Source organism: Microbacterium sp. (genome assembly GCF_035556355.1).
GTDB lineage: Bacteria > Actinomycetota > Actinomycetes > Actinomycetales > Microbacteriaceae > Microbacterium.
In genome coordinates, this window is record NZ_DATMFG010000035.1 from 117,044 (window position 1) to 139,468 (window position 22,425).

The window sequence follows — 22,425 nt, forward strand, 5'->3', positions numbered from 1 at the left end:
TGGCCCCGCACCCCGGCCGCGCGTCTCAGGCCGTGTTCGAAAGCCGTTCGTCCGGCAATACGCCTGCGAAACAGCGCTCTCGAAGAATCGCCGCGAGGGCGCTGACCGCGCTCCGCCCCCCGCACCGAAAGGAACGTCTGTGACAGAGTCTCAGATCTCTCCGGCGGCCGATCCGCCCCCGCCGCGGCGTCGCAGGTGGCTCACACCGCGCACGCTGGGCATCGCATCCGCCGTGTCGGCAGGAGCCGCCGCGGTGGCCCTCGTCTTCGCGACGCAGGTCGCCGTGCAGGCGACGTCGACTCCGCCGGATGCGACGTCGTCCACGCCGATCGCCGCCGACAGCACCGACGACGACGCCCCCGAGAAGGCGGAGAGCCCGATCGAGCCCCCCGCCCAGGTCGCCGCCGTCAACGACAAGCTCACCGCGTCCGAGGTCGAGTACGTCCGCTACCTCGGCGCACAGCACCCCGACTTCGCGGCCGGACGCGATGTGTTCGGCGGGGAGGGGATGCAGTTCCTCTCCACCGACGTCGCCGAGCCCTCCGCATACAGCGACGGGCACCGCCGGCTCATCTCGCTCTACTATGACTACGCGACGGACGAGACCGTGAGCATGGTCGTCAACGTGACGACGCAGACCGTCGAGTCGGTTCACCGAGCCCAGGGGGCGCAACCCGCACCGACCGACGCCGAGACCGCCCACGCGTGGCAGCTGCTGCTCGAGTCCGACCTCGCGGAGCCGATCGCGGCGGAGTTCGCCGGGCTCACCGGCGGATCCGCGCTCACGACGCAATCCGCCGAGATCGAGCTCACCGCGCACTCGTTCAGCGCCGACGCCGGCACCTTCGGTGCGGACCAGTGCGGCATCCAACGGTGCGTCCAGGTGCTCGCGCAGGTCGACGGCGGCGCCTTCCTCACGACGAGCACCATCGTCGTCAACCTCTCCACCCAGACCGTCCTGCCCATCTCATGACAACGGAGAACAGCCGAATGCTGAAGAGAATCATCGGGGGAGCGACGACCGCCGCCCTCCTCGCGGGGGGCCTGCTGCTGGCAGCGCCCACAGCCGCGTCGGCCCAGACCATCACCGAGGCGTACTGCTCGGGCGACTCGCTCGTCTCGAAGACCCTGAAGTCGGGGTCGACGTGGCAGACGTGCTGGCGCATCGACAGCTACCGCGGCCTCGTCCTCGACAAGGTCGCCTACCAGCCGCGCGACGACGAGGCACCCATCCTCGTGCTGGACTCGATCGCGCTCGCGCAGCTCAACGTGCCGTACGACACGGGGGCGACCGAGTACAACGACGTGACGACCTATCAGGTGGGCGGTCGCCGGCTGCAGGCGCTCACCGACGTGGACTGCCCCGGGGGCGAGATCCGCACCGCGTGGGTGGACGCCCAGCGCGGCGAGATCCCCGCGCTGTGCGTGGGTGAGGAGGACTCGGGCATCGCCTATCGGTCGAACATCGCCAACGACGCCCTGTACGCGGCGCAGGGGACCGACCTCGTGCTCCACACGATGTCGCGCATCGGCTGGTACGAGTATCAGGTCGAGTACCGCCTGCACGACGACGGCGAGATCACGGTGCGTCTCGGCGCGACCGGCGACCTGTCGCCGAACGACTACGCCAACGTCATCAACAAGGGCTGGCCGATCGGCGAAGGCGACACGGATTTCGCCGTGAACCACTACCACTCGGCGTTCTGGCGCGTGGACTTCGGCATCGACAGCGGCGCGACGCAGCAGGTGCAGAAGTTCACGACGACCCACACGGGCGAGTACGGCACGACGGGCGATACCGGCCACACCGCGATCCTCGACACGCAGATCACCCAGCTGGCCACCGAGACGAAGACGATGGGCGCGAACCGCGAGGCGTACCGGGTCGTGAACCCCGACAGCCTCAACGCCGACGGGCACGCGCGCTCTTACGAGATCATCGTGCCGCGGGACCAGGCGTACAACCTGAACCCCGAGACGGACTACGACATCGCGTTCACCGCCGCGAAGTCGGACGAGATCCACGCCAGCTACAACCTGATCCCGAGCAAGGCGGGGCAGATGGTGACGGACTACATCGCCGACGGCGAGGCGCTCACCGACCCGGTCGCGTGGGTCAACGTCGGCTTCCACCACATCAACCGGGACGAGGACCAGAGCCCGATGCCGATCCACTGGCAGGGCTTCACCCTCTATCCGCGCGACTTCGCGGCCCAGGCCCCGAACATCCCGGAGGGACGCAAGTGGGTGAACGGCGACATGCGCGGCGTGCCGAACCCGAACATCCCGCAGCCGACGCCGACGCCCTCGCCGACGACGAGCACACCGACGCCCGACCCCACGGGCGAGCCGACGGGTGAGCCGACACCGGACCCGACCGGCACGGACGCTCCGCCGGCCGGCGGCGATGGCGACGGAGGCTCGGACGACGGCTCGGCCGACGGCTCGACCACGGCACTGCCCGTCACGTTCGGAAGCGGCGACGTCGCGCCGGGAGCCACGCAGACGTTCACGGCGTCGGGATTCACGCCCGGTGAGTCGGTGAGCGCCGTCATGCACTCGGATCCGGTGAACGTCGGGACGTTCGTCGCCGACGCGTCGGGCACGGTCGATGCGCAGTTCATCGTTCCGCTCGACGCCGCGCCCGGTCAGCACCGCCTCGTGCTGACCGGCCAGACATCCGGCGTCGTCGCGGAGGGCACGTTCGCGGTCGCGCAGGCCGCACCGGCGGCTGTGTTCGGCGCCCTCGCCACGACGGGAACGGATGCCAACCGCTGGGCTCTCACGGGCCTGCTCCTGCTCGCCGGCGGTGCCGCGATGGGCGCACTGTCGTGGCACATGCGGAGGCAGGCGGTGAAGGCTCAGGCCTGAGCCGAGAGGTGGGGCATCGCGCCGCGGCGCGGTGCCCCACCGTCCTTCCTGTGCAGCATCCGCATCATCGTGAAAGGAAAGCCGATGCGCACCAGCAGAGCCGTCGCGGCCGCGGGAGCGGTCGCGGCCGTCGGAGTCGCGGCGGTGCTGGCGTCGGCTGCGACCCTGGGCTACATGCTCCCGTCGTCGGCGCCGGCAGCGGCACCGGCCCCGGCGGCCGCTCCCGCGACACAGTCCGCGTACCCGATCGAGGCGGACTACTGCTACGTCGAAGGGATGATCCCGCACCACGAGCAGGCTCTCGTGCTGAGCGAGATCGTGCTCGCGGCATCCGGAGTCTCGGATCGCACGCGTGCGCTCGCCGAGTACATCGTCGCCGACCAGACCGCCGAGATCGCGCAGATGCGCGCATGGGCCGACGCGTGGGCGCGTGCGATTCCGGATGCCGCGGACGGCGCATCCGGTCACGGCGGGCGCGGCGGAGCCGTCGTGAACACCGGGGTCATCGCCCAAGGGTGCGGGCACGGCGGCCACACCGAGATGAAGGGCATGGCGACCCCGGAGCAGCTCGCCCAACTCCGCTCCCTCTCCGGCACGGCGGCGGAGCGCCGGTTCCTCGAGCTGATGATCGTGCACCACGAGGGCGCCCTGGAGATGGCGAAGACGGCCGTCACCCAGGGCTCGAACGCGTTCGTCCGCTCATCCGCCAAGCACGTGCTCGTCGAGCAGGAGCGCGAGGTCGGCGCGATGACGACGATCCTCGAAACGGTGCCGTCGCCGTGAGGCTGGGGCGGTCGCGACGGATGCGTGCGGGGCTCGCCCTCGCCGCGGCACTGCTCCCGTTCACGCTCGGCGCCGTCGTCGTGCTCTCGATCGGCGTCGCGCGCGTCGAGAACGACTCGATGAGCCCCACCCTCACAACCGGCGACGTGCTCGTGTTCGACCGTGTCGCCGATCCCGCCCGCGGCGACATCGTGATCTTCGCCGACACCGCAGGGTGGTCGGAGCAGCCCGGCGCCGTGCTCGTCAAGCGCGTGGTCGGCGTCGCGGGGGACCGCGTCGCGTGCTGCGAAGTGGGCACCGGCCGTCTCCTCGTCGACGGTGTGCCGCTGGACGAGCCCTATGAGTCCGGTGATCGCCCGGGCGGTGTGATCCCGTTCGAGGTGATCGTGCCGGAGGGAGCCGTGTGGGTCATGGGCGACAACCGGGGAGCATCGCGCGACTCGCGCGCGGGGCTGCAATCGGCCGGCCGCGGGGCCGTTCCGGTCGAGGACGTGCTCGGCGTCGTGCGGTTCACATGGCCCGCGCGGGCGGGGTGATCCGGGCGGATCGGGCGCCGCATCCGTTTCCCGCTGATCGAAAGGCTCCGGCCCTCGCCCATCCGTGCGGACCTAGCATGGGGGCAGGTGTATCGGGCTGCGTGGACGCGGCCCCGAGCAAGCGAGGAAGCTCATGGCGAAGCAGGCCCCTACGGCTGACATCGACGAATCGAAAGTCCACGTCACCGGGCGGAAGAAGGTCGCGGTCGGCGTTCCCGCCGTGCTGCACGCGCTGCAGATCTCGTACGACCAGATGGGCGTCAAGCGCAGTGTCGAGACGCTCCTGCGCGTGAACCAGAAGGACGGGTTCGACTGCCCGGGCTGCGCGTGGCCCGAAGAGGACAAGCGGCACATCGCGGAGTTCTGCGAGAACGGCGCGAAAGCGGTCGCCGAAGAGGCGACGCTGCGGCGCATCGGCCCCGAGTTCTTCGCCGAGCACTCGCTCGCGGAGCTCGCCGAGCACGACGATTGGTGGCTCGGCCAGCAGGGGCGGCTGACGCATCCGATGATCCTCGACGAGGGCGCGACGCACTACCGCCCGATCTCGTGGGACGACGCCCTCCGCGAGATCGCCGACGCGCTGCGCGGCCTCGACGACCCCGACCAGGCGATCTTCTACACGTCCGGCCGCACGTCGAACGAGGCGGCGTTCATGTACCAGCTGCTCGTGCGCGGCCTCGGCACCAACAACCTCCCGGACTGCTCGAACATGTGCCACGAGTCGTCGGGCTCAGCCCTCACCGAGACGCTCGGAATCGGCAAGGGCACGGTCACGATCGAAGACATCCACGAGGCCGACCTGCTCATCATCGCGGGGCAGAACCCCGGCACGAACCACCCGCGCATGCTCAGCGCCCTCGAGAAGGCGAAGAAGCGCGGCGCGACGATCATCGCCGTGAACCCGCTGCCCGAGGCGGGCCTCGTGCGCTTCGAGAACCCCCAGACCGTCAAGGGCGTGATCCTGGGCGGCACGAAGATCGCCGACCAGTTCGTGCAGATCCGCCTCGGCGGCGACCAGGCGCTCTTCCAGGCGATCGGCAAGCATCTGCTCGAGATGGAGGACGCGGTCGGAGGCGTGCTCGACCACGACTTCATCCGCGACCACACGAGCGGGTTCGAGGAGTACAAGCAGGCGATGGCGGGTGCCTCGTGGCGCGATCTCGTCGCTGCGACCGGCGTGCCCGAGAAGACGCTGCGGCGGGTCGCCGAGACCGTGCGCACCTCGCCCTCGACGATCGTGTGCTGGGCGATGGGCCTCACGCAGCACAAGCACTCCGTGCCGACGCTGCGCGACATCGTCAACGTGCTGCTGCTCCAGGGCAACATCGGCCGTCCGGGCGCGGGCGTGTGCCCCGTGCGCGGCCACTCGAACGTGCAGGGCGACCGCACGATGGGCATCTACGAGAAGCCGTCCGAGGCGTTCCTGTCGGCGCTCGATGCCGAGTTCGGGTTCCGCGCCCCGCGCGAGCACGGTTACGACACCGTCGAGGCGATCCGCGCGATGCGCGACGGCAAGGCGCGTGTGTTCATGGCGATGGGCGGCAACTTCGTGTCGGCGACGCCCGACACCGCCGTGACCGAGGCGGCGCTGCGCAACCTCGACCTGACGGTGCAGGTCTCCACGAAGCTCAACCGCTCGCATGTCGTTACCGGCAAGCGCGCGATCATCCTGCCGACACTCGGCCGCACCGACCGCGACCTGCGCGGCGGCCGTGAGCAGAAGGTCACCGTCGAGGACTCGATGGGCGCTGTGCACGCGTCGCGCGGGCGGCTCGTGCCGCCCTCGGAGGACCTGTTGAGCGAGGTCGCGATCGTGGCGCGCCTGTGCGCACTGCTGTTCGGCGACGGAACCGCGCCCGCGGACGGCGTGCCGCAGGCGGACTGGGCGGCTCTCGAGAACGACTACTCGCTCATCCGCACGCACATCGCGAACGTCGTGCCGGGCTTCGCCGACTACGAGGCGAAGATCGACAAGGGTCGCACCCTCATGCTCCCGAACGGCCCGCGCGACGCACGGAAGTTCGCGACGGCCGACGGCAAGGCCCACTTCACGGACAACGCGCTCGAGTACCCGTTCATCCCGCACGGGCGCCTCATCCTGCAGACCCTGCGCTCGCACGATCAGTACAACACCACGATCTACGGCAAGGACGACCGCTACCGCGGCATCCACGGCGGTCGCCGGGTCGTGATGGTGAACCCGAAGGACATCCGCAAGCTCGGGTTCGAAGAGAACGAGATCGTCGACCTCGTGTCGGAGTGGACGGGTCCGGACGGGCGCGTCGAGGAGCGCCGCGCCGAGGAGTTCCGCATCGTGGCGTACTCGACGCCGCGCGGCAACGCCGCGGCGTACTACCCCGAGACGAACGTGCTCGTGCCGCTCGACTCGGTGGCCGAGGTGAGCGGCACGCCGACCTCGAAGTCGGTCGTCATCCGCCTCGAGCACCGCGGCTGAGCGCGCTCCGGCGCGTAGGGTGAGGGAGATGATTCCCGCAGCCGTCGTCACGGTGTCCACCCGAGCATCCTCGGGCGTGCGCGCCGACACCGCCGGACCCGCGATCGTGGCCGAGCTCATTCGCGGAGGGTTCTCGTGCGACGAGCCCGTGGTGATCGCCGACGGCGCCGAGAACGTCGAGCGCGCGCTGTGGGCGGAGCTCGCCGGCGGCGCGCGGCTCATCGTCACGACCGGCGGCACGGGCGTGAGCCCGACCGACGAGACCCCCGAGGGCACCGCGCGTGTCATCACGCGGGAGCTGCCGGGCATCGCCGAGGAGCTGCGCCGCGTCGGGGTCACCGAGACGCCCGGCGCGATGCTGTCGCGGGGCCTTGCGGGCGTGGTCGACCCGATCGCGGGCATCACGACCGGCGCCCTGATCGTCAACCTTCCCGGGTCGCCCAAGGCCGTGGCATCCGGCATGCGGGTCATCCTCTCGGTCGCGCAGCATGTCATCGACCAGCTCGTGGGCGAGGACCACCCATGACCCGCGCAGACGCCGTGCGGGTCGCCGCGATCAGCCCCGACACCCTCGACCTCGACGCGCACCTCGCCGCGATCGACGACCCGACGGCGGGCGCGGTCACGACGTTCGTCGGCCGCGTGCGCGACCACGATCCGGATGCCTCGACCGCCGTCGTCGCGCTCGAGTACTCCGCTCACCCCGACGCCGAGCCGACGCTCCGCCGCATCGCCGAAGACGCGATCGGCGAGACCGACGCGATCGTCGCCGTGAGCCACCGCGTCGGACGACTCGAGGTGGGCGACGCCGCCGTCGTCATCGCGGTCGCTTCGCCGCACCGCGCCGAGGCGTTCGAGGTGTGCCGCGAGATCATCGAGACGATCAAGACCGACTTGCCGGTGTGGAAGCGCCAGGTCGAGGCCGACGGCACGTCGACGTGGCTCGGCCTGGGAGGGTAGCGCCCGGCCGGCCCACGCCCCCGTACCCTGGGGGCGTGACGGATGCCGCGTCGATCGGCCCGGCGACACCGCCGGACCTGCACGTCATGACGTTCAACATCCGCCGTCGCGTGTCGCGAATGCTGCACCCCCGCCGAGACCGGTGGGTCGCGCGGCGACCCCTCGTTCGGGCGATCCTGGAGAACGAGCAGCCCACGATCCTCGGTGTGCAGGAGGCGCTCGCCGACCAGGCGTCGTTCGTGGCATCCGTGCTCGGGCCGGACTACGACCGCATCGGTCGCGGCCGCAATCGCCGCGGTGACGGCGAGCAGTGCACGATCTTCTACGACACGCGTCGGCTGCGCCTCGACGACTGGTCGCAGCGTGCACTGTCCGACACTCCGCTCGAACCGGGGTCGCACACGTGGGGCAACATGATCCCGCGCATCGCGGTGTCGGCGGACTTCACGGATGCCGCGACAGACGCGCGATTCACCGTGATCAACACGCACCTCGATCACCTGTCGCGCGCGTCGCGCATCCGGTCCGCCGAGATGCTCAACGAGCTCGCCGCCGACGCGGGGCGCCCGGTCATCGTCATGGGAGACCTGAACGCCCGGCCCCGCTCGTCGCCGATCCGGATCCTCACGAGTGGGCCGCTCAAGGATGCGTGGAAGCTCGCCGAGCGGCGCCTCACGCCGATGTGGGACACGTACTCCGCCTACCGCCCGCCGAGGGCCGCCGGCAGGCGCCTCGACTGGATCCTCGTGACGGCCGGCATCGAGGTGCGGGCGATCGGCGTGCACGCCGTCCGCTTCGACGGCGCAGCCGCGTCCGACCACGAGCCTGTGCAGGCGCTCGTGCGAGTGCAACCCCCGTCGGGGTCGAGTCCGCCCCGCCTATCCTGAAGCGATGATCCGCACGTTCCTGCGCCCGCCGAGCGACCTGGCGGACTGGGTGGCGGACGCCATGCGCGCACTGGGCGTCGTGAGCGTCCTCGTCGCGCTCATCTGGTGGACGCCCGTCGACGCGGCGACCTTCGCGGTCGTGCTGCTCGGGCTCGTTCTGCCGCGCTTCCTCGGCGCGCGCCCCGCGCTCGACGTCGCGTTCGGCGTGACGCTCCTGGTCGCAGGGTGGAGCGCCGTGCTCGACGTCTACATCGAGGTGCGGTGGTGGGACCTGCCGGTGCACTTCGCCCTCACGGGGCTCGTCGCGCTGATCGTGTACCTGCTGCTCATCCGCGTGGGCGGGCTCGCCGATCCGGCGACGGGGCACGTGCCGGTGTGGGTGGCGACGATCCTCACGGTGTCGTTCGGCTCGCTCGGGGCCGTGCTGTGGGAAGTGGCGGAGTGGTTCGGCCACACCTTCATCGACGAGACGATCTACGTCGGATACTCCGACTCGATCGGCGACCTCGCGATCGGGCTCGCCGGCGCGGTCGTGGCCGGGCTCACCGCGCGGTACTGGGTCGGCGCGAGCCGGTATCTCGGCGCGCAGACGCGCGCGGACGCGACGGTGTGAGGCGTGCTCAGCCGCCCGCGAAGGGCGGCAGCACGTCGACGAGGACGTCGTCGCCGAGCACGGTGTCGTCGTCGACGCGCGCGCCGTCGACGAGCACGGCGCAGCGGGGGAGGATCCCGCCGAGACCCGGGTACTCGGTCGCGACGGCGGCGCGCAGGTCTGCGAGCGTCGCCTCGGTGCGGTGCTCGCTTTCGAGGCCCACGGCCTCCTGCGCTGCGGCGAAGTAGCGGACGACAGCCATTACGCGTGGCTCTCCGATACCTGCCATTCTTCGGCGAGGTCGACGACGGCCTCGATCGTCTCGCGCACGGATGCCGGGTCGCCGCCGGCTCGTCCGGCGACGAGCCCGGCGACGAACGCGCTCAGCGGCGCGGCGGGGCGCGCGACTTCGTTGGCGACGTCGCGGGCGAGGTCGAGCACGAGGGCGGTCGGCACGTCCTCCGGCGCGAGCCCGAATCGGTCGCGCAGTGCGCCGGCCCACGCGTCGAGGGCCTCCGGGGGCAGGGTGCGGGGGTTCTCGCTCATCGCGCCTCCTCAGTGCGGTGCGTGTCGTAGGCGTCCTGGCCCGCGGCGGCGCGGGCCCTGTTCAGATCCTCCCATGTGTCCACGTCGTCGGTCTCGTCCGCGGGTGCGCGGACGACCGCGATCGCGAGATCCGCCACGAGAGCGCGAACGGGTGCGTCCCGGCCGCGGTCGTCGAGCGCGGCCGCCCCGCGGGTGAGTGCCTCGGTGCGATAGACGCCCGCGAGCCATTGCGGACGGCCCGACGCATCCGCGAGGCACACGCCGTCGCTGTCTCCCGGCAGCAGAAGCACGTCCTGCGCGAGGCGCGCGACCGCGGCGCCGATCCCGGGCACGTCGCACGCGAGGAGGAACGTCCACTCCGGCACGACATCGCCGGTCCGCCACGCGTCGAGCGCTGCGACGCCACCCGCGACCGGGCCGCCGAACGGCGGATCCTCGCGCACGAAGTCGACCCCGTCGAGGTCGACGCCGACGTCGGATGCCGCTGCCTCCGGCCCCGCGACCGTGATCGGCCGTGCGTCCACCGCGCGCACCGCCTCGACGGCGGCGCCCAGCAGGGTGCGCCCGCCCACGTCGAACAGCGGCTTCGTGGCTCCGTCGACGCGCGACGCGCGACCGCCCGCGAGGAGGATCGCGCCGTGGCGTTTCGTCTCGCTGCGCTCGCTCACCGTCCGGGGGTGTCCTTCCGCTCGGTCACGTCCGGGGGTGTCCTTCGGCTCGGTCACGGTCCGGAGACGGGCGCCTCACCGGGGCGCAGCCAGTCGCCGCTCTTGCCGCCGGACTTCGCGACGATGCGCACGTTCTCGATCGACGTCGCCTTGTCGAGCCCCTTCACCATGTCGAGGATCGCGAGCGCGGCGACCGAGACCGCCGTGAGCGCCTCCATCTCGACGCCGGTGCGGTCAGCGGTGCGGACGATCGCCTCGACCTCGACGCCCTCGTCGACGATCGCGAGGTCGACGGCGGCGCCGTGCACGCCGATGACGTGCGCGAGCGGGAGCAGCTCGGGGGTGCGCTTCGCGGCCTGGATGCCCGCGATGCGGGCGACGGCGAGCACGTCGCCCTTCGGGACCGTGCCGTCGCGCAGCGCCGCGACGACCTCGGGGGCGCAGCGCACGAACCCGCGCGCCGTCGCCGAGCGCACGGTGGGCTGCTTGAGGGTCACGTCGACCATGCGCGCGTGGCCGGACTCGTCGAGGTGCGTGAAGCTCATGACACCAGCATGACATCGACCGTGTCGCCGGCTTGGACGACGTCGACGTCGGCCGGAACGATCGCGTACGCCTCGGCGCGCGCGAGCCCGCCGGTGAGGTGCGACCCGGATCCGCCGGCCGTCGCGGGGCGCACGGTCCAGCGCGCCGGGTCGGAGCGGTCGATCGCCGCCGGAAGGTATTGGCGACGCTCGGGGGGTGTGCGCCACCCGGTCGCGGCCGGCAGGCGCAGCGTCGGCCGGTGCAGCTCGGTGCGCCGCTGCATCGCGAGCAGCGCGGGCCGCACGAACACTTCGAACGAGACGGCTGCGCTCACCGGATTGCCCGGCAGCCCGAACAGCAGGACGCCGTCTTCGGTGGCGCCGAACCCCTGCGGCTTGCCCGGCTGCATCGCGATCTTCGCGAACTCCATCGCCCCCGCGAGTGTGTTCTTGACGACTTCGTAGGCGCCCGCGCTGACACCGCCCGAGAACACGACGGCGTCGGCACCGAGCGCGGATGCCTCGACCACCGCGCGCGCGGGACCGTCGCCCTCGTCGTCGACCGAGAGGCGCAGCACGACCTCTGCGCCCGCGCCCTCCGCGAGGCCCGCGAGGAGCTGGCTGTTCGACTCGGGGATCTGCCCGCGCTCGAGCGGACGACCCGGCGTCACGAGCTCGGATCCGGTCGAGACGACCGCGACGCGCGGCCGCCGGGCGACGACGACGTCGTCGACGCCGGCGGCCGCGGCAGCCGCGAGCTGCAGCGCCCCGAGCTCGACGCCCGCGGGGAGCAGCTCTCCTCCGACGGTGATGTCCTCTCCGCGTCGGCGGATGTGTGCGCCCGGCCCGCGCGGCGCCGCGAGCACCGTGATCTCGCCGAGTGAGTCGGCGAGGCCGCCGGCCGTGGACTCGAACGGCACGATCGCGTCGGCGGCGCTCGGGACCGCGGAGCCCGTCATGATACGCACCGCCTCGCCGGGGCCGATCGACGGATCCAGCGGCGAACCCGCGGGAAGGTCGCCGACGACCGTGAGGCGGACGGGCGCGGCATCCGTCGCGTCTTTCACGTCTTCGAAGCGCACCGCGAATCCGTCCATCGCGGAGTTGTCGAAGACGGGGATGTCGACCGCCGCGCGCAGCGGCTCGACGAGGGTGCGCCCGAGCGCCGCGGCGACGGGGACACGCGTGCCGTCGAGGGGCTGCACGTGCTCGAGCACGATCGCGAGCTGTTCCTCGACCGTGCGGAGCCGGTCCGCGCTCACGCGGTGCTCCGCTCGAGCGAGGTCCACGCGTCCATGCCGCCGGCGAGGACGGATGCCTCGACTCCCGCCTCGCGCAGGGCCTGCGCCGCGCGTCGCGCGCGCACGCCCGCCTGGCACACGACGACGACGGGCGGCGATCCGCGCAGCGATCCGGGGTCTTCGAGGAGTCCGGCGAGGGGGATGAGCCGTGCGCCGGGGATCGTGCCGAGCGCGGTCTCGTGCGGCTCGCGCACGTCGACGACGAGGGCGCCGGCGGGGATCGCGTCGACGTGCGGGATCGGCGCCGCGAGTGCCGGCGTCGCGGCCGGGGCGGTGTTCGCGGTCGCGGTCGCGGCGCGGATCGCGACCTCGCTCTGCCGGCCGCGCAGTCCGTCGATCACGAGCATGCGGCCGAGGAGTGGCTCCCCGATGCCCGTGATGAGCTTGACCGCCTCGATCGCGAGGAGCGAGCCGACCTGCATGCACAGCGCGCCGAGCACGCCCACCATCGCGCACGTCGGGAGCTCGCCGACGCTTCCGGGCGGGTACACGTCCGACAGGCGCACCGGCGCCGCACCGGCGGGCGGCTGCGACCAGAACACGGTCACCTGCGCATCGAAGCTCTGCACGGTGCCCCACACGAGCGGCAGCCCGAGCGCTTCGGTCGCGGCGGCGACGGCCTCGCGCGTCTCGAACGTGTCGGTGCCGTCGATCACGAGGTCTGCGCCGCGCAGCAGCTCGACGCCGTTCTCGCGCGTGAGGTGCTCGCGCACGGGCACGACGACGGTCTCGGGCGAGAGGTCGGCGGCCGCGCGCACGGCGCTGTCGACCTTGGGCCTTCCGACGTCGGACATGCGGTGGACGATCTGCCGCTGGAGGTTCGTGAGCTCGACGTCGTCGTCGTCGATGACGGTGAGCGTGCCGACGCCGGCCGCCGCGAGGGCCAGCACGACGGGCGAGCCGAGACCGCCTGCGCCCATGATCGCGACGTGCGCCGCGCGCAGACGCCGCTGCCCGAGCTCGCCGAGCGGGATGAGGCTGCGGTGCCGCGCCGTGCGGATGCGCTCGGCGTCGCTGAGCGCGTCGACGGGCTCGACCAGCGGGGGCAGGCTCATGCGATCAAGGCTAGTCGGGCGAGGGCGATTGAGCCACAGGAGACGGATGCCGCTACTGCGGCGCATCCGTGATGTTTTCTCCGCACATGCGGTGATATCGTCGCGATGTGACGAGCTTCAAGATCTCCGAGGCCGCGCGCCTGCTGGGGGTCAGCGACGACACCGTGCGCCGCTGGATCGACCAGGGCGTGCTGCCCGTGACCGACGCGAGCCCCGCCGAGATCCCCGGTGGGGCGCTCGCGGAGCGCGCGATCGAGCTCGCGTCCGTGCCGCGCGACCCCACCGACGTGCTCTCGAGCGCGCGCAACCGCTTCGTCGGGATCGTCACCCGCGTGCAGGTGGACGGCGTCATGGCGCAGGTCGACATCCAGGCGGGGCCGCACCGCGTCGTGTCGCTCCTGTCGGCCGAGGCCGTGCGCGAGCTCGCCCTCGAGGTCGGCTCGCTCGCCGTGGCATCCGTCAAGGCGACGCACGTCGTCGTCGAGACCCCGAAGGACTGAGCGTGCGCGCGCGTCGCGGACTCGTGGTCGCGGGTGTGGCGGCATCCGTCATCGCCGTGCTCTCGGGGTGTGGGAACGCGTCCGCCGATGCAGGTGCGGCGGGGTCGACCGGGCCGCCCACGGGAGAGCTGACGGTGTTCGCGGCGGCATCGCTGCAGGGGGCGTTCGATGAGCTCGCCGAGGCATTCGAGTCCGTCCACCCTGAGGTCGACGTGCGACCGATCGTCTACGACGGCTCGAACACGCTCGTCGCCCAGCTCGCCGAAGGGGCGACCGCCGATGTCTTCGCGTCGGCCGACGAGAGCACGATGGCGAAGGCGGTCGACGAGGGGCTCGTGACGGATCCGCAGGTCTTCGCGGAGAACACGCTCGTCGTCGCCGTGCCGGCGGGAAACCCGGGAGGCGTCGGAGAGCTCGCCGACCTCGCCGACGAAGGGCTCACGGTCGTGTTGTGCGCGGTTCAAGCGCCGTGCGGCGCGGCGTCCCAGCAGCTGCTCGAGAACGCGGGAGTCGCCGTCACGCCCGCGAGCTTCGAGCAGAACGTCACGGCGGTGCTGACGAAGGTCGTCGCGGGCGAGGCGGATGCCGGACTCGTCTACGCGACCGAAGTCACGGGTGAGCCCGATATCGAGAGCTTCGTGCCCGAGGGCGCCGCCGACGTCGTGAACCGGTATCCGATCGCGGCGCTCGACCGGGCGATGAACGCCGCCGCAGCGGCCGCGTTCGTCGCTTTCGTACGCGGACCCGAAGCGCAGGCGGTGCTCGCGAAGCACGGATTCGGGGCGCCGTGACCACTGCGAACCGCTTGGCGCCGCGTCGGTCGTCGGATGCGGGCGGGTTCGTCCCGCCGATCCTCGCCGTGCCGGCGATCGTCGGCCTGGCACTGCTCGTCGTGCCCCTCGGAGCCCTCGTGGCGCGGGTCGACTGGACGACCCTGTGGGCCGACGTCACCTCGCCCGAGGCGGTCAGCGCGCTGACGCTCTCGCTCGTGACGGGGCTCGTCGCGACCGCCGTGTGCGTCGTGCTGGGCGTGCCGATGGCACTCGCGATCGCGCGCAGCGGTCCGCGGGCATCCGCCGTGCTGCGCGCGATCGTCACCGTCCCGCTCGTGCTGCCGCCCATGGTCGGCGGCGTCGCGCTCCTCTTCCTGTTCGGCCGCACGGGGCCGGTCGGCGCGGCGCTCGACGCGTGGTGGGGCATCCGGATCCCGTTCACGACCGCCGCGGTCGTGCTCGCACAGGTGTTCGTCGCGCTGCCGTTCCTCGTGCTCGCGCTCGAGGGCGCGATCCGCACCTCGGGACTCGAGTACGAGCGCACCGCAGCGACGCTCGGCGCCCGCCGCTGGACGATCCTGTGGCGCGTGACCCTGCCGCTCGCCGCGCCGGGGCTCGTGGCCGGAGTCATCCTGTGCTTCGCGCGCGCGATCGGGGAGTTCGGCGCGACCGCCCTCTTCGCGGGCAATGCGCCGGGCGTCACGCAGACGATGCCCCTCGCGATCTACACCGCCTTCAACGGGTCGGGCGTCGGGCGCGGACCCGCGGTCGCCCTCGCGCTCCTGCTGCTCGTGGCGGCGATCGCGGTGCTTCTGCTCGTGCGCGCGTGGCGCCCGGGAGCCCAGCGGTGATGCTCCCGGCGAGAGACGAGACGGATGCCGCGACCGGCGGCACCCTCGACGCGCACGTCGTCGTGCACCGCCGCGACGGGTTCCGCCTCGATGTCCCAGTCGGCGCGTCGGCGGGTGAGGTGGTCGCCGTCATGGGCCCGAGCGGCGCGGGCAAGTCGACGCTCGTGGCGGCGATCGCGGGACTCGTACGGCTCGACTCCGGGTTCGTGCGCATCGACGGGCGAGAGGTCGCATCGGCGAGCCGACACGCTCCGCCCGCGCAGCGCGGCGCCGTGCTGCTCGGGCAGGACGCGCGCCTCTTCCCGCACATGAGCGCGCGAGACAACGTCGCCTTCGGGCTGCGCGCTCGCGGTGTCGCGCGACCCGTCGCGGCCCGGGAGGCCGATGCGTGGCTCGAGCGCGTCGGTCTCGGCGGTTGGGGCGGGCGCCGACCGTCCGAGCTGTCGGGCGGTCAGCAGCAGCGCGTCGCCCTCGCGCGGGCACTCGCGACGCATCCGCGCCTTCTCCTGCTCGACGAGCCGCTCACGGCCCTCGACGCCGAGACGGCGGGAGACGTCCGCGGACTCCTGCACGAGCAGCTCACGGCGGTGCGCGCGACGGCGATCGTCGTGACGCACGACGCCGTCGACGCCGCCGCGCTCGCCCGCCGCCTGCTCGTCGTCGAGGGTGGAACCGTGGTGCAGGAGGGTCCGGTTCAGCGCGTGCTCGCCGCACCCGCGACGCGCTTCGCCGCGGCGGTGTCGGGGCTCAACCGCCTCGTGGGCGTCGCGCGCGACGGTGCGTGGAGGTCGGCGGACGGCGCCGTCGAGCTGCGAGCGTCCGACGAGCGCTCGCGGGGTGAGGCATCCGTCCACGGCGTCGCGCTCGCGGCGCTCGTGCGGCCGTCATCGGTGCGCCTCGACCTCGCTCGCGACGCCGCGGCGGTGCCGGGGGAATGGACCGCGCACGTCGTGCGACTCGAGCCGACGCCCGCCGGCGTGCGCGTGCACACGGGCGACCCGGCTGTCGCGGTCGACGTCGCCGCCGACACCGTCGCCGCGCTTGCGCTCGAGACCGGGGCCCGCGTGCGGCTTCGCGTCGACCCCGCCGACGTGCGGTTCGTGCGCGTGAACGTGTGACCGAGGCACGCCGGCGCGGGTGTCTCAGGCGGCGGCCGGAGGGCGGCCCGATGCCGACGGTGCGCCGAGGCCGCGCGAGATGGCCCGCGCGGTCGCGGACAGGGCCGGCAGCGCAGCGTGCGCATTGGCGGCACCCGGATGCACCGTCACGCCGATCGCCGCGATGATGCGGTCGCGCGGCCCGCGCACGGGAACCGCGACGGCGAGCGCGTCGGTCGTGATCGAGTCCTCGACGATCGCGACGCCCGTGCGACGCACGTCGGCCAGGACGCGCCGCAGCTCGTCGGGGTTCGTGATGGTGCGCGGCGTGTACGCCTGCAGCTTCGTCGCGAGCACCTCCTCGCGGAACTCGGGCGTCGCGTGCGCGAGCAGCACGAGCCCGGTCCCCGTCGCGTGCAGCGGCCACCGGCCGCCGAGGCGGCTGAGCACGGGCGCCCCACCGCGTGCCCGCAGCGACTCGACGTACACGACGTCGTGACCGTCGCGCACGGCGAGGTGCACGTTCGCGTTCGTGGCTGCCTGCAGGTCACCGAGGAACGGCAGCGCGATCTCGCGGAGGCGCAGACCCTGCGGCTCGAGCGAACCGAGTTCGAGGATGCGCATGCCGATCGCGTAGCGTCCGTCGCTGGAGCGCTCCAGTGCGCCCCATTCGCGGAGCTCGCCGACGAGGCGATGCGTGGTGCTCAGGCTGAGGCCCGCGCGTCGGCTGATCTCGCTCAGCGTCAGCACGAGATGCTCCTGATCGAACACCTCCAGGATCGCGAGCACACGTTGGGCAGCTGTCATGGTCTCGGCGCGAGCCGAGCGGATCTGGCTCATGGTCATCGTCGACCGACCTCCCGGGGGAAGAAGTGTGCTTCCACACAAGCCGACTTGCAGGCGACCGTACAAGGGTCTTCCGTCTGCCGGAAGACATTTCGCTGGACGGATGCCGCGGGCACCGGTTTCGCACGGAACCGTCTTCCGCAGGATGGGAGCCAGCCTTTCCGCGGGTGTCACGCCGACCTAACGTCGAGATCACACAGGCATTCGCGAGAGGGTGCATCCCATGCCGATCGACCAGGCTCAGCTCGACGACTTCCGCCGCTCGCTCGAGGCGGACGACTACCACCTCGACGTCGCCCTCGAGGGGGACGCCGCGACCGCGCGCATCGTGGCGGGTCCGGATGCGTGCGCCGAATGCCTCGTGCCGAAGGACCTCATGCGCAACATGCTCGCCCCGATGCTCGGCGTCGACGCCGAGCGCATCGAGCTGACGTACCCGGTCGAGGTGCACACCGCGGGGCAGTGACAGCACGGGCGCGCCTCGGTGAAACCGTCGGGCCGGATCGACGAGAACCCGTCGAGAACGGACCTCGACGGCCGATCGCGCCCGGCGCTTTCACCTGTGCGACAGGGATGAGGGCCGCGTCGGCGCGGGCAGCCGGTTCTCGGGCGCATAGACGGGCGACGCCGTGAGGAACGGGATCGCCGCGGCACGCACCTCGTCGATCGGCTCGTCGGGGAACGCGTCCTCGATCGTGCGGTGCCGGTCGACGACGCCCGCCTTGAACTCGGGGTGGGTGAGGATGAACAGGTCCCCGCGGCGGATGCCCTGCAGCACGCGCTCACCGGCCTCCTCGGCCGACATGTACGGCTGGGTCTTCGACCACTCGGCGAACCCGTCCGGCGGGGGCGTGTAGCCGGACTCGCCGTACTGCTGCGGGCGGTTCTTGACCGCGCTCGCGATGTTGCTGTGCACCGGGCCGGGGCAGTAGGCCGAGACGCCGATGCCCTCGGGCTTCAGCTCGATGTGCAGCGCCTCCGACAGCCCGATCACGGCGGCCTTCGTCATCGAGTACAGGCCCGCGACGATCGGCATGAGCCCCGCCATCGACGACGTGTTGACGATGTGCCCGCCCTCGCCGCGCGCGCGGATGCGCGGCAGGAACGCCTGGATGCCGTTGCCGACGCCCCGGATGTTCACGTCGATGACCCAGTCCCAGTCGCTCGGTGTGGCGCCGGCGACCGGGCCGGTGAGCCCGATGCCCGCGTTGTTGACGAGCACGTCGACGCGCCCGAAGCGGCGTTCGACGTCGGCCGCGGCATCCGTCATCGCCTGGAGGTCCGTGACGTCCACCTGGAGCGGTGTCGCCTCGAGGCCGCGCGCCGCGAACTCCGCCACCGTCTCGTCGAGATGGTCCCGACTCCGGCCGGTTACGACGACCGACATGCCGGCGCGCGCGAACGCGAGCGCGATGCCGCGGCCGATGCCGCTCGAGCCCCCCGTGACCACGGCGACCTTGCCTTCGACGTTCTCCATGTCAGCCTTCCTCGGCGTTCGCGCCGTTGCGCAGTCCGAAAAGTCGCGCCGCGTTCTCCTTCAGGATGAGCGGGCGCACCTCGGGCTTGATCTCGAGCCGGTCGAAGTCCGACATCCACCGCTCGGGCGTGATGACGGGGAAGTCCGAGCCGAACAGCACCTTCTCGCGCAGCAGCGTGTTCGCGTATTGCACGAGCTGCGGCGGGAAGTACTTGGGCGACCACCCCGAAAGATCGATGTGGACGCGCGGCTTGTGGGTCGCGACCGACAGCGCCTCGTCCTGCCACGGGAACGACGGGTGCGCCATCACGATGTCCATGTCGGGGAAGTCGGCGGCGACGTCGTCGAGGTGGAGCGGGTTCGCGTACTTGACGCGGATGCCGCCGCCCCCGCGCTGTCCCGCGCCCACGCCCGTCTGACCGGTGTGGAACAGGGCGACGAGTCCGTGCTCCTGGATGAGCTCGAACAGCGGATACGCGGAGCGGTCGTTCGGGTAGAACGCCTGCACGCTCGGGTGGAACTTGAATCCGCGTACGCCGTACTCCTCGATGAGGCGGCGTGCGAGCCGCACGCCCGCCGCGCCGCGCGCCGGGTCCACGCTCGCGAACGGGATGAGCACGTCGGAGTGCGCCGCCGCGAGCTCGGCGACCTCCTCGTTGGCCGGCTCGGGGTCTTCGCCGCTCTGCGAGACGCTGTCGACCGTGAAGACGACGGCCGCCATCGAGCGCTCGCGGTAGTAGTCGGCGAGCTCGGGCACGGTGTAGGTCGGCATCGTGCCGATCTTGAAGTACTCGCCCATCGCCTCGTTGCCGGAGTGCTCGACATGCGAGTCCGCCGTCGAGCGGTGCACGTGCGTGTGCACGTCGATCGCGACGAGCTTGTCGACGTCGATGGCGCCGGTCATCGCACGAGGGCCTCGACGTAGGCGGCCTCGGTGCGCTCGCGCACGTACTCGGGCGTGACGCCCGGCGCGAGCTCCTTGAGCACGAGCCGTCCGTCCTCGAAGTGGAAGGTCGCGAGGTCGGTGTAGACCCGCGTGACGATCCGGTGGCCGGTGAGGGGGAACGTGCACTCGCGCACGAGCTTCGGGCGCCCCGATCGGTCGACATGCTCCATGCACACCCACACGCGCGGCACTCCGGCGACGAGGTCCATCGCACCGCCGACCGCGGGGTTGCGACCCGGAACGTACCAGTTCGCGAGGTCGCCGTTCTCGGCCACCTGGAGCGCCCCGAGGATCGTGGCGTCGAGGTGCCCGCCGCGGATGATCGCGAACGACGTCGCGGAGTCGACGATCGCCGCGCCCGTGATGAGGCTCGCGGGCTGCTTGCCGGCATCCGTCAGATCAGGATCCTCTCTGCCCGCGCCCGGATGCGGGCCGAGGCCCAGCACGCCGTTCTCGGACTGCAGGAACACCGTCACCCCCTCGGGGATGAAGCGCGGGATCGCGAGCGGGATGCCGACGCCGAGGTTCACGGTGTAGCCGTCTTCGAGGTCTTCGGCCACGGCGCGCGCGATCTCGTCGCGCGTCCGCCCGATGACCTGGGTGCTGGTGTCGGTGTACGTCATGGGAACCCCCTGTCAGTGGGCCGGCACGGGAGCCGCGGTCATGCCGATGTGATCGACGAACACACCGGGCAGATGGACGTCGTCGGGGCCGATGTCGCCCGTCTCGACGAGCTGCTCGACCTCGGCGAACGTCACGCGCCCGCACATTCCCGCGAGCGGGTTGAAGTTGCGGGCCGAGAGGTGGAAGCGCAGGTTTCCGCTGCGGTCGCCGAGCTGCGCCTTCACGAGACCGAAGTCGGCGTTGATGCCGTACTCGAGCACGTAGTCGCGGCCGTTGAACTGGCGCGTCTCCTTCGCGGGCACGAACGACGCGGGCTGACCCTCGCCGTCGTACGTGAGGGGGAACGTGCCGTCCGAGAGCATCGTCCCCGCGCTCGACGGCGTGTAGAACGCGGCGACGCCCGCGCCGCCCGCGCGCATGCGCTCGGCGAGCGTGCCCTGCGGGATGAGCTCGAGCTCGATGCGTCCGGCGAAGTAGTCGTCGTAGAACTCCTGCAGGATCGGGAACGAGGCCGTGATGCGACGTACGCGCCCCTCGCGCACAAGCCGCCCGACGCCCGTGAAGTCGTCGCCGACGTTGTTCACGTAGAGGTGCAGATCCCGCTTGTCGAGGTCGCTCAGCGCGTTGAGCAGCGCGTCCGGCCGGCCGGAGCTGCCGAATCCGCCGACGGCGATCGTGGCGCCCGACCAGACGACGTCCAGAGCCTCGGCGAGGTCGTCGCGGAACTTGTCGATCACGTTCTGTCCTCCGTGCGGGTGTGGGGGTGCGCGGGCCCGGCGGTCCAGGCTGGACGCCAGTCAACCCGTCGGACCCGGGCCGGCGAACCCGCTTTTCCACGTCGCAGAAGCCCCGTGCACCCCTTCTCCCGCCCACCGGATGACGCGCCGTGCCCCGCCCCGAATTGTCTTCCGCGCCCCGGAAGCGACGTGGCCGGATCGCGCCGGGCGGCCCACGGTGGAAAGTGCCGATCCGCCCCCGAGCGGCGGCCCTGAGTCGACATCGAAGTCTGGAAGGGGCCACATGAGCCTGATCACACGCGCCGCCGTCTGTCGCGAGCCCGGACAGCCGTGGGAGATCACCGAGCTCGAGCTCGATGACCCGCGCGCCAACGAGGTGCGGGTCAAGATCCACGCCGCGGGCATGTGTCACTCCGACGACCACATCCAGAAGGGCGACGCCCCGATGCGGATGCCGGTGGTCGGCGGCCACGAGGGCTGCGGCATCGTCGACGCGGTCGGCGAGGGGGTGACGCGCGTCAAGGTCGGCGACCGCGTGGTGTTCTCCTTCATCCCCGCGTGCGGCAAGTGCCGCTACTGCTCCACGGGGCGTCAGAACCTGTGCGACGCGGGCAAGAACGCGGCCACCGGCGAGTTCCCCGACGGGACGTTCCGCTTCCACCAGGACGGCGTCGACTTCGGCGGTCTGTGCGTGCTCGGCACGTTCTCGCAGTACGCCGTCGTGTCGGAGTACTCGGTCGTGCCGGTGCCCGACGACCTCCCGTTCGAGGTCGGGGCGGTGATCGGATGCGGCGTCCCCACCGGCTGGGGATCGGCGGTGCACCTCGCGGGGGTCAAGGCCGGCGACACGGTCGTCGTGTACGGATCGGGCGGCGTCGGCAGCAACGCCGTGCAGGGCGCGGCGATGGCGGGCGCGGAGCGCGTGGTCGTGGTCGACCCGGTCGAGTTCAAGCGCGAGAAGGCCAAGGAGTTCGGCGCCACGCATACGTTCGCGACCGCCGAGGAGGCGCACGAGTTCGTCGTGAGCTCGACGTGGGGCGAGCTCGCCGACCACGCGATCATCACGGTCGGCATCCTTCACGACAAGGTCATCCACGACGCGATCAACGTCGTCGGCAAGACCGGCCAGGTCACCATCACCGCCGTCGGCAACGGGTGGATCGACGAGAACCCCGGAATGCTCATCGGCTTCCAGCGCCGCATCCAGGGCGGCATCTACGGCGGATGCAGTCCGCTCGTCGACATCCCGCGCCTGGTGAGCCTCTACAAGAGCGGGAAGCTCAAGGTCGAGGAGCTCATCACGCGGCGCTACCGACTCGAGGAAGTCAACCAGGGCTACCAGGACATGCTCGACGGCAAGAACATCCGCGGCGTCATCACGCTCGAACACTGACAA

At 71.8% G+C, this 22,425-nt stretch carries 26 protein-coding genes; 15 read left to right on the forward strand and 11 right to left on the reverse strand.

The window, feature by feature from the left end:
* The first annotated feature begins 139 nt into the window (after positions 1 to 139).
* The 9 genes from VNR19_RS10155 (at position 140) to VNR19_RS10195 (ending at position 9,105) form a co-directional block, all read left to right on the forward strand.
* A complete protein-coding gene (locus VNR19_RS10155) occupies positions 140 to 973 on the forward strand; it encodes a hypothetical protein (RefSeq protein WP_325726371.1) in 834 nt (277 codons plus the stop codon).
* 17 nt (positions 974 to 990) lie between these two features.
* Positions 991 to 2,871 carry a copper amine oxidase gene (locus VNR19_RS10160; protein ID WP_325726373.1) on the forward strand — a complete coding sequence of 627 codons (1,881 nt, stop codon included), beginning with the start codon at positions 991 to 993 and terminating at the stop codon, positions 2,869 to 2,871.
* An 84-nt stretch (positions 2,872 to 2,955) separates the two neighbouring features.
* The gene (locus VNR19_RS10165; protein WP_325726375.1) at positions 2,956 to 3,654 is read left to right on the forward strand and encodes a DUF305 domain-containing protein; all 699 of its coding nucleotides are present in this window, start codon (positions 2,956 to 2,958) and stop codon (positions 3,652 to 3,654) included.
* A complete protein-coding gene (gene lepB, locus VNR19_RS10170; RefSeq protein ID WP_325726377.1) occupies positions 3,651 to 4,190 on the forward strand; it encodes a signal peptidase I in 540 nt (179 codons plus the stop codon). Before VNR19_RS10165 ends, lepB begins: the two co-directional genes overlap by 4 nt.
* Before the next feature lie 133 nt (positions 4,191 to 4,323).
* On the forward strand, positions 4,324 to 6,645 hold the full coding sequence (locus tag VNR19_RS10175; RefSeq protein ID WP_325726379.1) for an FdhF/YdeP family oxidoreductase: 2,322 nt from the start codon (positions 4,324 to 4,326) through the stop codon (positions 6,643 to 6,645).
* Positions 6,646 to 6,673: 28 nt separating this feature from the next.
* Entirely contained in the window at positions 6,674 to 7,171 is a 498-nt protein-coding gene (locus VNR19_RS10180; protein WP_325726381.1) for a MogA/MoaB family molybdenum cofactor biosynthesis protein, read from the forward strand.
* Positions 7,168 to 7,605, forward strand: a complete 438-nt coding sequence (locus VNR19_RS10185; protein ID WP_325726383.1) for a molybdenum cofactor biosynthesis protein MoaE — start codon at positions 7,168 to 7,170, stop codon at positions 7,603 to 7,605. The genes VNR19_RS10180 and VNR19_RS10185 overlap by 4 nt, the downstream gene beginning before the upstream one ends.
* Before the next feature lie 35 nt (positions 7,606 to 7,640).
* Entirely contained in the window at positions 7,641 to 8,492 is an 852-nt protein-coding gene (locus VNR19_RS10190; RefSeq protein WP_325726385.1) for an endonuclease/exonuclease/phosphatase family protein, read from the forward strand.
* 4 nt (positions 8,493 to 8,496) lie between these two features.
* A complete protein-coding gene (locus VNR19_RS10195) occupies positions 8,497 to 9,105 on the forward strand; it encodes a DUF2238 domain-containing protein (RefSeq protein ID WP_325726387.1) in 609 nt (202 codons plus the stop codon).
* Positions 9,106 to 9,112: 7 nt separating this feature from the next.
* Here VNR19_RS10195 and VNR19_RS10200 read toward each other — a convergent pair whose 3' ends face one another.
* The 6 genes from VNR19_RS10200 to VNR19_RS10225 are packed head-to-tail and all read right to left on the reverse strand — an operon-like array spanning position 9,113 to position 13,178.
* Complete coding sequence (locus VNR19_RS10200; RefSeq protein ID WP_325726388.1) at positions 9,113 to 9,346, reverse strand: MoaD/ThiS family protein; 234 nt, start codon at positions 9,344 to 9,346, stop codon at positions 9,113 to 9,115.
* The gene (locus VNR19_RS10205; RefSeq protein ID WP_325726390.1) at positions 9,346 to 9,630 is read right to left on the reverse strand and encodes a DUF6457 domain-containing protein; all 285 of its coding nucleotides are present in this window, start codon (positions 9,628 to 9,630) and stop codon (positions 9,346 to 9,348) included. The genes VNR19_RS10200 and VNR19_RS10205 overlap by 1 nt, the downstream gene beginning before the upstream one ends.
* Positions 9,627 to 10,298 carry a molybdenum cofactor guanylyltransferase gene (gene mobA, locus VNR19_RS10210; protein ID WP_325726392.1) on the reverse strand — a complete coding sequence of 224 codons (672 nt, stop codon included), beginning with the start codon at positions 10,296 to 10,298 and terminating at the stop codon, positions 9,627 to 9,629. The genes VNR19_RS10205 and mobA overlap by 4 nt, the downstream gene beginning before the upstream one ends.
* Positions 10,299 to 10,351: 53 nt before the next feature.
* Entirely contained in the window at positions 10,352 to 10,843 is a 492-nt protein-coding gene (gene moaC, locus VNR19_RS10215; protein ID WP_325726395.1) for a cyclic pyranopterin monophosphate synthase MoaC, read from the reverse strand.
* Positions 10,840 to 12,084 carry a molybdopterin molybdotransferase MoeA gene (locus tag VNR19_RS10220; protein ID WP_325726396.1) on the reverse strand — a complete coding sequence of 415 codons (1,245 nt, stop codon included), beginning with the start codon at positions 12,082 to 12,084 and terminating at the stop codon, positions 10,840 to 10,842. The genes moaC and VNR19_RS10220 overlap by 4 nt, the downstream gene beginning before the upstream one ends.
* Complete coding sequence (locus tag VNR19_RS10225; protein WP_325726398.1) at positions 12,081 to 13,178, reverse strand: ThiF family adenylyltransferase; 1,098 nt, start codon at positions 13,176 to 13,178, stop codon at positions 12,081 to 12,083. Before VNR19_RS10225 ends, VNR19_RS10220 begins: the two co-directional genes overlap by 4 nt.
* 107 nt (positions 13,179 to 13,285) lie before the next feature.
* Between VNR19_RS10225 and VNR19_RS10230 the strand changes: the two genes are divergently transcribed.
* From VNR19_RS10230 to VNR19_RS10245, 4 genes are read left to right on the forward strand one after another with little or no spacing between them, the layout of a single operon-like run.
* Positions 13,286 to 13,678 (forward strand): TOBE domain-containing protein, encoded by a 393-nt coding sequence (locus VNR19_RS10230; protein WP_325726400.1) that lies wholly within the window; start codon positions 13,286 to 13,288, stop codon positions 13,676 to 13,678.
* A gap of 2 nt (positions 13,679 to 13,680) precedes the next feature.
* Entirely contained in the window at positions 13,681 to 14,469 is a 789-nt protein-coding gene (gene modA / locus VNR19_RS10235) for a molybdate ABC transporter substrate-binding protein (RefSeq protein ID WP_325726402.1), read from the forward strand.
* On the forward strand, positions 14,466 to 15,302 hold the full coding sequence (locus VNR19_RS10240) for an ABC transporter permease (RefSeq protein ID WP_325726404.1): 837 nt from the start codon (positions 14,466 to 14,468) through the stop codon (positions 15,300 to 15,302). Before modA ends, VNR19_RS10240 begins: the two co-directional genes overlap by 4 nt.
* On the forward strand, positions 15,302 to 16,420 hold the full coding sequence (locus tag VNR19_RS10245) for a sulfate/molybdate ABC transporter ATP-binding protein (RefSeq protein WP_325726406.1): 1,119 nt from the start codon (positions 15,302 to 15,304) through the stop codon (positions 16,418 to 16,420). Before VNR19_RS10240 ends, VNR19_RS10245 begins: the two co-directional genes overlap by 1 nt.
* A 24-nt stretch (positions 16,421 to 16,444) precedes the next feature.
* Here the strand turns inward: VNR19_RS10245 and VNR19_RS10250 are convergent, their stop codons facing one another.
* The gene (locus tag VNR19_RS10250) at positions 16,445 to 17,245 is read right to left on the reverse strand and encodes an IclR family transcriptional regulator (RefSeq protein WP_325726408.1); all 801 of its coding nucleotides are present in this window, start codon (positions 17,243 to 17,245) and stop codon (positions 16,445 to 16,447) included.
* A 223-nt stretch (positions 17,246 to 17,468) separates the two neighbouring features.
* Here VNR19_RS10250 and VNR19_RS10255 point away from each other — a divergent pair, with 223 nt between their 5' ends.
* Positions 17,469 to 17,711, forward strand: a complete 243-nt coding sequence (locus tag VNR19_RS10255; protein ID WP_325726410.1) for a hypothetical protein — start codon at positions 17,469 to 17,471, stop codon at positions 17,709 to 17,711.
* 90 nt (positions 17,712 to 17,801) lie between these two features.
* On the opposite strand, the gene VNR19_RS10260 is transcribed toward VNR19_RS10255, so the two are convergent.
* Genes VNR19_RS10260 through VNR19_RS10275 form a run of 4 tightly spaced genes read right to left on the reverse strand, consistent with a single transcriptional unit; the run spans position 17,802 to position 21,029 of the window.
* Complete coding sequence (locus tag VNR19_RS10260) at positions 17,802 to 18,722, reverse strand: SDR family oxidoreductase (RefSeq protein ID WP_325726412.1); 921 nt, start codon at positions 18,720 to 18,722, stop codon at positions 17,802 to 17,804.
* Position 18,723: 1 nt separating this feature from the next.
* Positions 18,724 to 19,626 (reverse strand): amidohydrolase family protein, encoded by a 903-nt coding sequence (locus VNR19_RS10265; RefSeq protein ID WP_325726414.1) that lies wholly within the window; start codon positions 19,624 to 19,626, stop codon positions 18,724 to 18,726.
* Positions 19,623 to 20,291 carry a 3-oxoacid CoA-transferase subunit B gene (locus tag VNR19_RS10270; RefSeq protein ID WP_325726416.1) on the reverse strand — a complete coding sequence of 223 codons (669 nt, stop codon included), beginning with the start codon at positions 20,289 to 20,291 and terminating at the stop codon, positions 19,623 to 19,625. Before VNR19_RS10270 ends, VNR19_RS10265 begins: the two co-directional genes overlap by 4 nt.
* 12 nt (positions 20,292 to 20,303) lie before the next feature.
* Positions 20,304 to 21,029 carry a CoA transferase subunit A gene (locus VNR19_RS10275; protein ID WP_325726418.1) on the reverse strand — a complete coding sequence of 242 codons (726 nt, stop codon included), beginning with the start codon at positions 21,027 to 21,029 and terminating at the stop codon, positions 20,304 to 20,306.
* Positions 21,030 to 21,312: 283 nt separating this feature from the next.
* On the opposite strand from VNR19_RS10275, the gene VNR19_RS10280 reads away from it, so the two are divergent.
* Positions 21,313 to 22,422, forward strand: a complete 1,110-nt coding sequence (locus VNR19_RS10280) for an NDMA-dependent alcohol dehydrogenase (protein WP_325726420.1) — start codon at positions 21,313 to 21,315, stop codon at positions 22,420 to 22,422.
* The last annotated feature ends 3 nt before the right edge of the window (positions 22,423 to 22,425 follow it).